Raw genomic sequence first — 12406 nt, forward strand, 5'->3', positions numbered from 1 at the left:
CCCGCCCCTGGCACCCGGGATCGCCGTCTACCGACGTTGACGAGCTCCTGGGCTGCAATCCGCCGGCACAAGGATCAACCAACCCATGACCACTCATTCTTTGCTATCGCTCGTCGAATGGCCGTCTGCCCGCATCACTGGCAGGCGTCACGGCCACCACGCTGAGGTGCTCCCGCAGCGCCTGACGAGGTACCGCGGGGGCACCTATTCGTCCACCGTGGACGAGGTTGTGTTCACTGACGGAACTTCTGCTCGCACAGATTTAATTCGCCTGAACCCCACTATTGCCGCGTACTCCCTCGACATCGCGGGGATCGCCCCCAACCTGCCCTCGGGCTACGCCGTGGCCGACTGGCTGTCGGTGGCGAACCTGCGGGCCCGCACCCGCGAATCGCAGGTCGCGTGGATCTTGGCCAACTCCTTCCCGGCGCTGTCGACGGCACAGCTGAGCCGCCGGTTGCGCGCGGCGGGGTACCTGGGCGAGGCGAACATCAAGGATCACGAGGCCATCGCGGGAACCCAGGCCGCCATCTGGTTCCTCACCAATGGGGTAGAGCTGGACACCGCGGCGCGCAATGTGCCCACGGCTACCCGAAAGTCCCCGTCTTTCATCGAGTTCGAATTCAAGGAGCGTCCACAGCTGGGCGGTCTGACGGTGCGGACCAGTGCGGGGCAGCAGCCGGCCAGCGTACGGCTGCACGCATCCGTGAATGGGGCCGTGTGGCGCGAGGTGTCCTCCTCGGAATTGAACTTCACCGAAGGTGAGGCGCAGTACGTCAAGACACTGGGCGTCGGTGCGACGGTCGCCGAAACCCAGCACGGTGCACCGGATCTCGGATATCGCTTCTATCGCCTGTACGTGCAGGGCGGTACCGCAGATGTCGAAGGTGTCGAATTCTGGTTGCATGATGCGCGCAATCACCGCAATGCCGACCGGGTGGTGCAGCTGTACCGCTATCTGTTGGAGCAGTCGTTGATCGCCGCCGGTCGGATGGATCAGATCCCCGCGATCGATGATTCGCAGGCGGTGATGGCCGCGGGCCTGATGGGGCCGTTCGTCGTGGATTCGCAACGTCCGGTGTTGCTTTCGTTGTCCGAGGGTGCCAAGGCGATGGACATCTCCGGTGCGGAGCTCACCGGACTGGTGGACCCGGGCACCCGCTTTTACGTGCGTCCGGCGGAGTGCGTTGCGGCGGTGACGGTCTCGGTGGTCGACCCAGTGTCGACCGCCCGGGTACTCACCGGCGTGGCAGAAGGGCCGTTGACGCCACTGGCGCTCGTGCTGCCCGGTGCGCGCGAAGTTGTCGAACTCACCGTCGAGTGGGCCGAGACCACGCAACTGTCACGGGTGAGTTAACGCCAGGAGCGCGCGAACTCCAGGAATGCGTCGTTCTCTTCGGGTGCGCCGATGGTGACTCGCACGCCGTCGGCGCCGAAGGGGCGCACGATGATTCGGGCTTCGGCGGAGGCTTGTGCGAACTCCGACGAGCGACCGCCCAGCGGTAGCCACACGAAGTTGGCCTGCGATGGCGGCACCTGGTATCCCGCCTCCCGGAGTGCTTGGGTCACTCTTATGCGTTCGGCGACAACATCATTGGTCCGTGTGAGGAGTTCCTCTGCGGCGCCCAGCGAGGCCACCGCCGCAGCCTGAGCGAGGCTGGACGCGCTGAACGGCACGTACACCTTGCCCAGCGTGGTGATCACATCGGGATCGCCGATCGCGTAGCCCACCCGCAGGCCGGCCAGGCCATAGGCCTTTGAGAAGGTGCGTAACACAACAACATTGGGATGTTCGCGAACAAGGGCAATGCTGTCGGTGAAGTCTTCGCGCACATACTCGATGTATGCCTCGTCGATTGCGATGAGGATGTGGGGCGGTACCGCCTCGACGAACCGGCGCAGCTCGGCGGGTGGGACCACGGTCCCGGTGGGATTATTGGGATTGCAGACGAAGATCAGCCGGGTGGCGTCCGTCACCGCGGCGGCCATGGCCGCCAGGTCGTAGGTGTGGTCGGTCAGCGGCACCTGAACGGGGGTGGCCCCGGCGACCCGCACCACTAGCGGGTAGGTCTCGAAGGACCGCCAGCCGAACAGCACCTCGTCACCTACCGTGGCGGTGACCTGTACGAGCTGCTGGCACAGGCTCACCGATCCGCATCCGACCGCGATGTGTTCGGGCGGCATGTCCACGTGTTTGGCCAGGTGTGAGCGCAGCTCGGCGTAGCCGTTGTCCGGGTAACGGTTGATCTGCGCTGCTGCCTCGACGATGGCCGTGTGGACGCTGGGCAGGGGTCCGTGCACGGTCTCGTTACTGGCGAGCTTGATGGCACCGGGGACGTTGCGGCCGGGGGTGTACGCCGGCAGTTCGGTCAGCTCGGGGCGAAGTCGGGCAGGCACTGGAACAGACTATCTGTGCATGTTGGACTGGATGGCGACCAACGGCTTTGCCTTCCGGCCTCGCGGGCCTGTACTCTGTGCCCTCGGCGGTTCGGAATCCATTTATGGGTTCCGGTACCCTCGGGAAGTTCAGGAGGCGTGCCAGAGCGGCCGAATGGGACTCACTGCTAATGAGTTGTCCCCTTTACGGGGGACCGGAGGTTCAAATCCTCTCGCCTCCGCGTCGGTCTGCAGGCCAAACCTGTTGACCTGCAACAATTGAATAGCACGCGCCCGTAGCTCAACGGATAGAGCATCTGACTACGGATCAGAAGGTTAGGGGTTCGAATCCCTTCGGGCGCACCATTTATCAAGGAACGCGTATCGATCAAGCGGGCCATGTCGCTCATAGTCCGCCACTTTCAGGCCTACTTCCTGGTGCTGCTCAGTGGCGTCCCGTGCATCCGGGCGTGGGTCTGCCGCTGTAGGTGGTGAGGCCCCGGGTCGTCGGCCAGTCGGAGTCCTCGTATCACTACGAGCGCAGTGTTAGGCTGCCTGGCAATCGGGTGATGTACGTCACCAAGTCGGAGGGGAGCCGATATGTCGGGAGTTCTGGGGGTACCACCGGAGCAGATGCACCAGTCAGCTGCCAAGCTGCACGAGATCGCACGGAATCTGAAAGACCAGCACGAGCAAGCCCATGGTGCCGTGTCGGACTTACTCGCCGGGTTTGGGGAGAGCCAGTCTCGAGCGGCACTGGCAGCGCGGCTGGAGCAGTGGGAAGAGGAGACCCGCTCTCATCACCAGCACCTGACGACCCATGCGGAGAATCACGTCCGCATCGCTAACAAGTTCGTCGACGCCGACAACCTCGACGCCCAGGCCACAGGTGAGATCGTAGGCAAGCAGTGATCTCGCTGGAGCTGATGTTGCGTGCTCCGCAGATGTATCAAGAGGTAGCCGAGGCTGCCCGCCTGCGGGTGAAGGGAACAGCCAACGCAGCCGAAGAAGCCGATGCGGTAAGCAAACTGTCGGAATGGGAGGGGGTGAGCGCCGAGGCTGCCACCACCTATACCAAGCGAACGGTATCGATATTCGAGCAGTCGAAAGCTGCCGATCTGGGCCTCGCTCAGATGGCCGAAGTCGCGCTACAAAGCGCCACTAAGAGCGCCCAAGACATCAAGGCAATGCTCGAGAAGGCCGATGCATACCCTGCGGTAGAGGTGAACCTCTCGACCAACGAAGTTAAGCCCGCAGACATGTCCAACATGCATAAGGAAGCTCTTGACCGGGCATGGCGGAAGTACCAAGACATAAAGGATGAGGTGAAGCGGATACTTGAGGCCGGCCGAGCGACCGATATGCAATTTGCGTCCGGCATGCCAGAGGGAGGTTTCAGGAGCCCCGACGAGATCAAGGACTATCCGATACCTGATTCGCTGAAACCCCCTGTGCCTCCTGGAAAATCAGATAACTCCGGCCATTGGGTGTTTAGTCAGAACCACACGGGCGATCTGTCAGAGGCTCCCAGTGCCACGGGGTTCCATCCATTCGGGCCGGGTAGTGTCAACGGATTTGATAAGCCCCCCACCGTGGGTACCGATTGGTTCACCTCCAACAAGCCGTGGGTACAGGACTCATCGAAGCCACCCACAGTGCTTGAAGAGTCCTACGACGTCCGTCTTGTGGGACATGACTACACGGACATACGGAAGGTGATCCCCGTCGACGGCCACTATGTGACGGCGCAGTGGGTAGACAATGTCTACGACATGCGACACAACTACAGGCCAGTAGTCGATGGCTTCGAACCGTTCACTCAAACAGATTTCGGCGAATGGAAGCGCACCTCAATGACTGAGATAACCGATCTATCTAAGAGGTTCCCAACCGAGACGTTCCGGTATCCCATCGCGCAGCCGTGGCGGTTCCCTGAATACAACGGAATGCCCAGTGGGGGCGTAGTTGAACTGGCAAACGGAGCCGTAAAGAAGGTCTATTAGTGTCGCGCAGGAGTGTTCTGATAAGTGTCTCAGCTGTCATCGCCGTAGCGGCTTTGGTGCTGGGCGGAGTGTACTTGCTGCGGTGGGCGCCGTCCGCGCCAGACGTGAGCTGTCAGACCGTTGGGGAACTGCTCAGGTATTCCGACGATGAGATGGTACGCATTCAAAAGCACAACGAAGAGGTGGCCGAGACACGAGACGCTGACCGACAAGACGAAGCGATCCCGATGTATCAGAAATGGGCTGCCACCCTTAGGGATTACGCCGAGAAGATCTCCGACCCGGAGGTCAAAGGTACTGCGGTGCAAATGGCCGACGCAGCCGACGAGGTTACCGAGCGGGAGATTCAATTTCTGGGGAAACCGGTGGCAGGGCAGACCCGAGAGCAGCATCTGAAAGAGTCGACGGACAACATTGTGGCGGCCGTCCGCAAGGTCAAAGATGCCGAGGCCAAGCTGCGAATCAGGTGCCCGGTCGGATCCTCCGACACCAAACTCTAGCGTCGTTCCTCGATGGGATTACCGTCCTCATCGACCGGCCACGGTGGACGCGGGGTGGCAGGCATTTCTGGTGCGCCACCGTACAAATACGGATGCGGCATGTCGGGGTTTTTCCACGCGGGACGGACGTTGCGAGTCTTGTACATCACGAACATCCCCACGCCGAAGATGAGCAATCCGACCAGCGTTAGCAGGGGGGCCATGGATCCAGGGTATATGACCTAGGGCGCTACATTCCTGATTCAAACGCACGCGAGCCCAGGTGTGCGGTTATGAATAGCAGCGGTGGTAATTCGATGGAAAGTCATGTGCGACAACGTCGCTAGCGTACTCTGGAGAACCCAGGCAAACGCACGAGTATGTCAGAAGGTTAGGGGTTCGAATCCCTTCGGGCGCACCAGGACTTCTTCACGAGTGAGTGAGAAGCAATGACACAGATTCAGCGATATTTCCCGCACCCACCCCATGAGGTGTGGTCGGCTCTCGTCGATCCGGCTTCGTGGTGGGGCAAGCCTGATGCCCCACCGGTCGATGTCACCGTGGGGAGCGCTTTCACGATGACGACCGTTCCCGTGGTGGGCACGCGGTTCAACGGCGTATTCGAGGTTGAGTTTCTCGACGCCGTTCCCTACGAGCATTTGACCTTGGGTCTGCTAGCCCACGCGTCTACAGGCCAGTCGGCGCGATGGACACGTCATGTGGCCTTTCGCGAGCACGAGGGCGGCACTCTGTTGACGGTGACGAATAGGGGCGTCAATCTCGACGACGTCGATGAACGGATTCTGCTCCGGGTCGTCAAAGAGATTCAGGCGACCGAGTTGTACGGCATCGCCAAATTGTTGGACCAGCCGCGCCCGTGATCCGGAGAGAGTGCATGGGTTCGCTGCGCCTTGCGAGACGGCGTTACCTGCGTCGATAGACTTCCGGCATGACAGCGGCGCGTACGACGGAGTCGGCTACGTTCGGCGCGTGCCTTCGCGATCAGTTCCATGTGTTCCTCGATGAGCACAGGTCCTTGCTCCACGATTGTCTCGACGGTTTGACTGAGGAGGAGGCCCGGTGCTCGCTGGTTCCTTCCCGCACCACGCTCCTGGGTTTGGTCAAGCATGTGACGTTTGTGGAGGAGGTGTGGTTCAACGAGGCGGTCACATGTCGCTCCCGCGCTGATCTGAGACTTCCATCGACCCCCGACGAGTCGTTCCTTCTGGAACCCGCAGATGACATCTCGTCTGTACAGCGCCGATACCGCGAGGTTTGTGCCGCATCGAGGCAACGGGTTGCTCCACTTGCATTGGACGATCTGGTCATGGGGAACAGACGCGGTCCATTGCCCCTGCGCTGGGTGTACTTGCACGTGCTTAGGGAGTTGGCACAGCATTGCGGCCACGCTGACATCTTGCGAGAGCAGGTCATCGCGCAGCGGTAGTCCGGTCCGCCGAACTGCATGGTGTCTGCGCCACGCGACCCGTGCTAGGCCCTGGGTGTCGATAGCCCGCCGCGCAGCTGGCGGAAGCCCTGTCGGACAAGCTCTTCGGGTTCTCCCTGTAGTCCAGCGTCGGTGCTTGCCAACTGGATGATCGTGGAAAGCACCGCGTAGGCGGCATTGCAGACCAGGCGCGGGTACAGGTCGAGGTCTCGGTCCAGGCCGGTACGCCGTGCGACTTCGGAAAGCACGGAGCCGTCTTCATTGCTCGGTTCTGCCGCGGCATGGGCGGCCAATCCCGGGCTCAGCTTGGCAAGGCGCGTGACTGCGACAACGGTATCTACGGCCTCGGACGTGACCAGGCCCAGCATGGTTGCCTCGAGTGAATCGATGATCGGTTCATCGTCGGGGCGTGAGCACAGCAGCTCCACTCCCGTGTCCCCGTATTGGCGCATCAAAAACAGTACGGCGTCTTCCTTGCTGGTGAAGTAGTTGCGGAACGTGCGGGACGAGACGCGCACCGCGTCGGCGATCTCGTCGACGGTGACGGCGGCGAGATCCCCGCGTTCCAGCGCCAGCTCCAGTGCGGCGCGACTCAACGCCAGCTTGGTCTCGGATTTCTTCTGCTCGCGCAGGCCATTGGGCGGTGGCATGTGGCCATCGTAACAAACCTTCCTTTTTAGGAAACTTTTCCAAAAACGGAAGCGTTCTACGGGTATGTCCGGCATCGCGGTGAGGCCGGGGGCACGAAGAAGAGGCGATTGACATGAGGAAAGCACTGGCTTCCCTGGGCATCGCCGCCGTACTGGCGGCCGGGGGCATTGCCCTTGCCGGTCCCGCTGCGGCGGCGCCCTGCGGCAAGGTTGTGGTGTGGGGTAACGGCGGCGGCGTGTGCGAATCCGACTTCGCGCCCGATGGCAGCTTCACTCGATGCGACACCGTGTACGTGCTCGGCATCGGGGGCACGAACTGCTATCGGGTGTACCCATAGGCGCGCAAGGGTGGCACCTGGGACGTCCCGTACCAGAAGCTTCCCGGCACGGTGTCCAGTCCGCTAGCGTCGCCACCATGGTTGAGGACCTGACAGCTGACTACGTCATCGTGGGCGCCGGATCGGCGGGGGCTCCGCTGGCCACCCGGCTCGCCGAACGCACCAACGACCAGGTGCTGGTTCTGGAGGCGGGGCCCAAGGACAAGGACATGGGAATCCACATTCCCGCCGCGTTCTCGAAGCTGTTCCGCAGCGATGTCGACTGGGACTACCTCACCGAACCACAACCGCAGCTGAACAACCGCCAGATCTATTGGCCGCGAGGCAAAACGCTGGGCGGCTCGTCGTCCATGAACGCGATGATGTGGGTCCGTGGATTCGCGGCCGACTACGACGACTGGGCGGCGGTGGCCGGTGATCAGTGGTCGTTCGCGAACGTCGCCCCCTACTTCAAGCGCATCGAGACGGTGGAGGGCGCGACCGAAAGCGACGAGGGCACCGAGGGCGCGCTGAAGATCTCCAAACAGCGCAGCCCCCGCTCCAGCACCGCGGCGTGGCTGGAGGCCGTCAAGGAAGCCGGATTCGATGTCGAGCGGGCCAATACTCCTGAACCCAAGGGTTTCTCGGAGACCATGGTGTGCCAGAGCGGCGGACGCCGGTGGAGCACCGCGGACGGCTACCTCAGGCCGGGCCTGCGGCGCCGGAACCTGAACGTGGTTACCGAGGCCCAGGTGCGCCGGGTGCTGTTCGACGGCACCAGAGCCATCGGTGTGGAGTACGTGCGCGACGGCATCACACACACCGTGCGCGCGCGGCGCGAGGTGATCTTGAGCGGCGGCGCCATCAATTCTCCTCAGCTGCTGATGCTTTCGGGTATCGGTGATGCCAAGCACCTTGGTGAGTTGGGAATCCCGATCGTGCACGACGCCCCGCAGGTGGGCCAGAATCTGCTCGACCACCTGTGCTGCCCGGTGGGTTACGCGGTCGAGGCCGACTCGCTGTACAGCGCGGAAAAGCCGCTACAGCTCGCCAACTACTTCCTGCGCCATCGCGGCATGCTCACCTCGAATGTCGGCGAGGCCTACGGATTCCTGCGCAGCCGGGCCGATCTCGCACTACCCGACCTGGAGCTGATCTTCGCCCCCGCACCTTTCTTCGATGAAGGCCTCGGGGAGGCCACCGAGCACGCCATCGTGATGGGCCCGATCCTGCTCAAGCCGGAGAGCAGCGGTGAGATCACGCTGACCTCGCCCGATCCGCTGGCCAAGCCGCGCATCGACCCGCGTTACCTCAGTGACAGCGCCGGACAGGACCGAGCCGCGATGATGTTCGGGCTGCGGACCACCGCCCGTATCGCCGAGACGCCGTCGATGCGGGCGATACTCGGCAAGATCCTGCGGCCGAGGAATCCCAGCGACAATCTGGAGGAGACGCTCGTCGCCGCGCTGCAGAGCAACTCACACACCCTCTATCACCCCGTGGCTACCTGCCGGATGGGTGCGGACGAGGCCAGCGTGGTTGCTCCGGATCTCACGGTGCGCGGTGTGCAGGGACTTCGGGTGGTCGACGCCTCGGTGATCCCGAGCCTCATCCGTGGTCACACGCACGCTCCGTCGGTGTTGCTCGGTGAGAAAGCTGCCGATTTAATTCTTTCTCCACAAGCATGAAACCGATCCGCGTCTCCGAACGTCTGACTGGATAGAGTCAGCAGTTGAGGAGTTAGCGGAGGGAAATCATGAGCGACGAGTTCGGTGTCCGGACCGAGGAGCTCGCGGCCATTTCCAAGACATGGCTGGGTGAGACGCTGCACATCAACGACATGCCATGGACGTCATTTCAGGATGCCTCGGGTTCGGGAAGCGAAGTCCTGGCTGCCATTCGTGACACCGCCTCGCCCGGAATCAAGGCGATGTCCTCGATTGCCCGCAGGTTCTCCGACATGGCAGGGCTCGTCGATACCTTCGCCACCAACGTTACGGCGCAGGACGAGAAGACCGCCACGTCGCTCGATGCGCTGAAGCCACGCTGATGCGCCCGACGATCAGTGAGCTCCGCGGCTGGAATCTCGACGCGCTCAGCAAGGCCGCTGACATCGCCCGCGACAACGCCCGGACGCTGGATGCGTCCTTGGACTCGTGCGACCGCGTCTTCAACGACGCATCGGGCTGGTTTGGCAAGACGCACGACGCGGCCCGGATCAAGGTCGACCAGGAGCTCGACCACGGTCGCGAGGTCCGGAATGTCCTGAACCGGTTATCCGATGACGCCGAGGACGCGGGACGAACTCTTAAGCACGCCAAGGAATACACGCTTCAAGACGTGGACGCTGCGGTCGCCGAAGGGTTCACGGTCACCGATACCGGAGAAGTCAGCCACCCGGATTCTGCGAAGGCACAGGCGGCCGCCGACCACCAGCGCCGGATTCAGGCGGGCCTCGACGAGGTGGCCCGTCTGGACGAGTTGTACGGCCGGAAGCTGCGGGAGGCCGTCAACGACCTGGAGGCCATGCGCGACGGACAGCAGGATGTCACGCTGCCGACGGGCGAGAAGATCGATCCCGATGCACTGGTCGACCGGGTTCGCGGCATGTCCGAGCAAGAGCGCCGCGCGTTCCTGGAGGGTCTGCCCCCCGAGACGGTGCACCAGATGGTCATCGCCGATCCCGAGTTCATGGGGAACACCAACGGTGTTCCCTTCGATGTCCGCGCGGACGCCAATGAGATCAACATCAGGAACGCGCTCACCGACGAGCTGCAGAACCCGTCACCCAATCAAGCCCGCGTCGATCAGCTCCGGGCGATGCTCGAACCGATGAATGATCCGTTCGCGACGATCCCTGCCGGAGGCTCGCCCGCCGACTTCAAGATCGATCGCAAGTTCGTGATGTTCTCGACAGAAGGCAACGGCCGGATGATTGAGCAGATCGGCGACCTCAAGCCCGGCGCACCCGGCGTCGGGGTCTACGTGCCCGGCACCAACACCAACCTCAACGGCAGCAGAAGCAACCACGACTCGGCCGTCAACCTGGCCAAGCAGAGCGGGTCGCCGGTCTTCCTCTATATGGAGAACGATTTTCCGCAGGGGCTGGACAAGGCGACTGACCCGTCCTACGGATTGGCAATGGCGCCGCAACTCGTCTCGTTCGGCAAGGAACTCGACGCCGAGGTCGCCCGCCATGCGCCGGGTACGCCAACCACGTACATCGGACACTCGTATGGCGGCTCTGTTGTCGGCACCGCCGAACAGATGGGTCTGCGCGCCGACCGCGTGTTGTACGCCTCGTCCGCCGGCACGGGCATCCTCAGCACCGAGTGGCATAACCCCAACCCGAATGTGCAGCGGTTCTCCATGACTGCCCCCGGCGACCTCATCGGCGCAGCACAACTCGCGCCCCGTGACAGCGATATCCCCACCAGATTCTCCCCGTTCCCCGGGGTGAATCTGGATCTGCCGCCGGTGATTCCACGGGCGCCGGACGGCGATATCGGTAATCCGCACGCGGGTAATCCGCTTGGTGGAGACCCGGATTCGATTCCCGGCGTCACCCGGCTGGACACCGGCTACTACAGCGACGACAACAAGGATCATCCTGGCGAGGTGGTGTTCGGCCCCAAGGGGCACGGCAGCTACTGGGACGACCCGAAATCTGATGCGTTCCAGAACATGGCGAACGTGATCAGGGGCGGTGAGGTGACCACGTACGTCGAACGGGGTATCGAGTCGAACAACGTCGACATCAACCTCGGAGACGACAGCAGCCTGAACGAATCGGTGAAGGACATCGCCAAGGCGTACGGCGATCAATGGTTGTCGGGGGCCAAGATCGGCCCGATCACGTTGCCGACCAATCCCAAATGGGAAGACCCCTACGGCAATCCGCACGTCACCGACAACCCCGGTCTCGGCCGGAAGGTGCAGGTCCGATGAGGCGCGCATGGACGATTGCGGTGGCGGGGCTGACGATGCTGACTGCGGTTTCGTGCAATCCCGGTGCGGGCGGCGAGCAAGGAGGTAGTACGAGCATGGAACCCACGACGGTCAAAATGTCCGATGCGCTGCGGGTCACGGCCGAGAATTTGTCGTTCGTCACGGCGGAGAAGGTGCAGCCGGGTGTCAACGACGTCGAGCGGATGGGCTGCCGCACGAGCTACAACTCGGCCCTCCCGGAGGGGCCGCCGTGGTGGTTGCGCCTGCAGCGCGATTTCGCGGACCCGACCCCGGAGCTGATCTCGGGCGTGCTGGATCGCCTCGAATCGCTGTCCAGTAAGGGCTTTCGTCGTCAAGAAAGCAAGCGGCCGGAGCCTGAGCCGGTGAACAGCCGGACCTACCGTGATGACGCCGGCTACATCGTGAGCTGCCGCGAAGACATTCGCGGCAATGGGGTTCGGGTGTACGTCGTCACCGCGTCGTCTCCCTGCGCCAACGAGGACTAGCGGTAGGTCACCAGATCCCTGTTGCCGCCGTCGCCGATCAGGTGGGTGTGGTCATTGAAGGAGAGCAGGCTTAAGCCGCGCTTACCGTTGACCAGTGACGTGATCGAAGAATTGACGACAACACGTTGTGCAGTAAGCCAATTCGAGACATTTCCGCCCCACAGATCGGCGACGATCATCCCGATGACCCCGGCTGAGGTGGCCACCACGGTGTCACCGTCACGTTTGGCGGCATCGGACATGGCGTCGAGCACGCGCTGCTGAAACCTGGTGTAGCTCTCCGCGTATCCGCCGGAGGGATCGGTGCTGGCCCATTGCGCCAGACCGTCCTCCAGGATGGCCTGCGTGTCACCCTTGGCCAGGCTCTTGACGGTGTTCACCGACGCCAGACGTCGCATCCGCGAATTGCCGACGATCTCCTTGTAGTCGTATTCGTCCCAGCGGTCATCCTGCTGCGGCTCGGATCCCAGCGCGAGCGCGATGGCCTCGCCGGTCTGCCGCTGTCGCTTCATTCCGCCGTGCAGGAGCCGGGTGCCGCTCAGGCCGCGGCGGGCGAGCTCGGCTGCCACGGTATCGGCCTGTCGCTGTCCGGCGCTGGTCAGCGGGCTATCGGGGCTGCTGGAGTAGTTGGCAGCCTGACCGTGCCGGACCAGGTAGATGACGCCCATGCGGGCAATCGT

General features: G+C 62.9%; 15 protein-coding genes and 2 tRNA genes. 13 read left to right on the forward strand and 4 right to left on the reverse strand.

Annotated features, from left to right (window positions below; all coding sequences use genetic code 11):
* Positions 1–85: 85 nt before the first annotated feature.
* The gene (locus HBA99_RS01165) at positions 86–1357 is read left to right on the forward strand and encodes a thioester domain-containing protein (protein WP_070923267.1); all 1272 of its coding nucleotides are present in this window, start codon (positions 86–88) and stop codon (positions 1355–1357) included.
* Here the strand turns inward: HBA99_RS01165 and hisC are convergent.
* Positions 1354–2397: a histidinol-phosphate transaminase gene (gene hisC, locus HBA99_RS01170; RefSeq protein WP_070928282.1), complete on the reverse strand. Its 1044-nt coding sequence runs from the start codon at positions 2395–2397 to the stop codon at positions 1354–1356. The two genes, HBA99_RS01165 and hisC, sit on opposite strands and share 4 nt — an antisense overlap.
* Positions 2398–2529: 132 nt before the next feature.
* Here hisC and HBA99_RS01175 point away from each other — a divergent pair.
* The 5 genes from HBA99_RS01175 to HBA99_RS01195 all read left to right on the forward strand — a co-directional run bounded on the left by HBA99_RS01175 (position 2530) and on the right by HBA99_RS01195 (position 4879).
* Positions 2530–2618, forward strand: a tRNA-Ser gene (locus tag HBA99_RS01175).
* Positions 2619–2666: 48 nt separating this feature from the next.
* Positions 2667–2742 (forward strand) — tRNA-Arg (locus tag HBA99_RS01180).
* 234 nt (positions 2743–2976) lie between these two features.
* Positions 2977–3288 (forward strand): WXG100 family type VII secretion target, encoded by a 312-nt coding sequence (locus HBA99_RS01185; protein ID WP_070950306.1) that lies wholly within the window; start codon positions 2977–2979, stop codon positions 3286–3288.
* Positions 3285–4379 carry a hypothetical protein gene (locus HBA99_RS01190; protein WP_070923270.1) on the forward strand — a complete coding sequence of 365 codons (1095 nt, stop codon included), beginning with the start codon at positions 3285–3287 and terminating at the stop codon, positions 4377–4379. Before HBA99_RS01185 ends, HBA99_RS01190 begins: the two co-directional genes overlap by 4 nt.
* Positions 4380–4435: 56 nt before the next feature.
* The gene (locus HBA99_RS01195; protein WP_109418764.1) at positions 4436–4879 is read left to right on the forward strand and encodes a hypothetical protein; all 444 of its coding nucleotides are present in this window, start codon (positions 4436–4438) and stop codon (positions 4877–4879) included.
* Here HBA99_RS01195 and HBA99_RS01200 read toward each other — a convergent pair.
* Positions 4876–5082 (reverse strand): hypothetical protein, encoded by a 207-nt coding sequence (locus tag HBA99_RS01200; RefSeq protein ID WP_057969751.1) that lies wholly within the window; start codon positions 5080–5082, stop codon positions 4876–4878. The two genes, HBA99_RS01195 and HBA99_RS01200, sit on opposite strands and share 4 nt — an antisense overlap.
* A gap of 225 nt (positions 5083–5307) precedes the next feature.
* On the opposite strand from HBA99_RS01200, the gene HBA99_RS01205 reads away from it, so the two are divergent.
* Both HBA99_RS01205 and HBA99_RS01210 read left to right on the forward strand, forming a co-directional pair.
* On the forward strand, positions 5308–5739 hold the full coding sequence (locus tag HBA99_RS01205) for an SRPBCC family protein (protein WP_057968918.1): 432 nt from the start codon (positions 5308–5310) through the stop codon (positions 5737–5739).
* Positions 5740–5807: 68 nt separating this feature from the next.
* On the forward strand, positions 5808–6305 hold the full coding sequence (locus HBA99_RS01210) for a DinB family protein (RefSeq protein WP_070923271.1): 498 nt from the start codon (positions 5808–5810) through the stop codon (positions 6303–6305).
* A gap of 44 nt (positions 6306–6349) precedes the next feature.
* Here HBA99_RS01210 and HBA99_RS01215 read toward each other — a convergent pair whose 3' ends face one another.
* A complete protein-coding gene (locus HBA99_RS01215) occupies positions 6350–6955 on the reverse strand; it encodes a TetR/AcrR family transcriptional regulator (RefSeq protein WP_070923272.1) in 606 nt (201 codons plus the stop codon).
* Between the two features lie 113 nt (positions 6956–7068).
* Between HBA99_RS01215 and HBA99_RS01220 the strand changes: the two genes are divergently transcribed.
* The 5 genes from HBA99_RS01220 (at position 7069) to HBA99_RS01240 (ending at position 11726) form a co-directional block, all read left to right on the forward strand.
* Positions 7069–7293 carry a hypothetical protein gene (locus HBA99_RS01220; protein ID WP_044104904.1) on the forward strand — a complete coding sequence of 75 codons (225 nt, stop codon included), beginning with the start codon at positions 7069–7071 and terminating at the stop codon, positions 7291–7293.
* 77 nt (positions 7294–7370) lie between these two features.
* Complete coding sequence (locus tag HBA99_RS01225) at positions 7371–8960, forward strand: GMC family oxidoreductase (RefSeq protein WP_070950304.1); 1590 nt, start codon at positions 7371–7373, stop codon at positions 8958–8960.
* Positions 8961–9028: 68 nt separating this feature from the next.
* Positions 9029–9322, forward strand: a complete 294-nt coding sequence (locus tag HBA99_RS01230) for a hypothetical protein (protein ID WP_070951677.1) — start codon at positions 9029–9031, stop codon at positions 9320–9322.
* Complete coding sequence (locus HBA99_RS01235; protein WP_030096067.1) at positions 9322–11220, forward strand: alpha/beta hydrolase; 1899 nt, start codon at positions 9322–9324, stop codon at positions 11218–11220. The genes HBA99_RS01230 and HBA99_RS01235 overlap by 1 nt, the downstream gene beginning before the upstream one ends.
* A complete protein-coding gene (locus HBA99_RS01240) occupies positions 11217–11726 on the forward strand; it encodes a hypothetical protein (RefSeq protein ID WP_070951676.1) in 510 nt (169 codons plus the stop codon). The genes HBA99_RS01235 and HBA99_RS01240 overlap by 4 nt, the downstream gene beginning before the upstream one ends.
* Here the strand turns inward: HBA99_RS01240 and HBA99_RS01245 are convergent.
* The gene (locus HBA99_RS01245; RefSeq protein ID WP_030096065.1) at positions 11723–12394 is read right to left on the reverse strand and encodes a histidine phosphatase family protein; all 672 of its coding nucleotides are present in this window, start codon (positions 12392–12394) and stop codon (positions 11723–11725) included. The genes HBA99_RS01240 and HBA99_RS01245 overlap by 4 nt on opposite strands.
* Between the last annotated feature and the right edge of the window lie 12 nt (positions 12395–12406).

It is taken from the genome of Mycobacteroides chelonae (genome assembly GCF_016767715.1).
In the GTDB taxonomy this organism is placed as follows: Bacteria; Actinomycetota; Actinomycetes; order Mycobacteriales; family Mycobacteriaceae; genus Mycobacterium; species Mycobacterium gwanakae.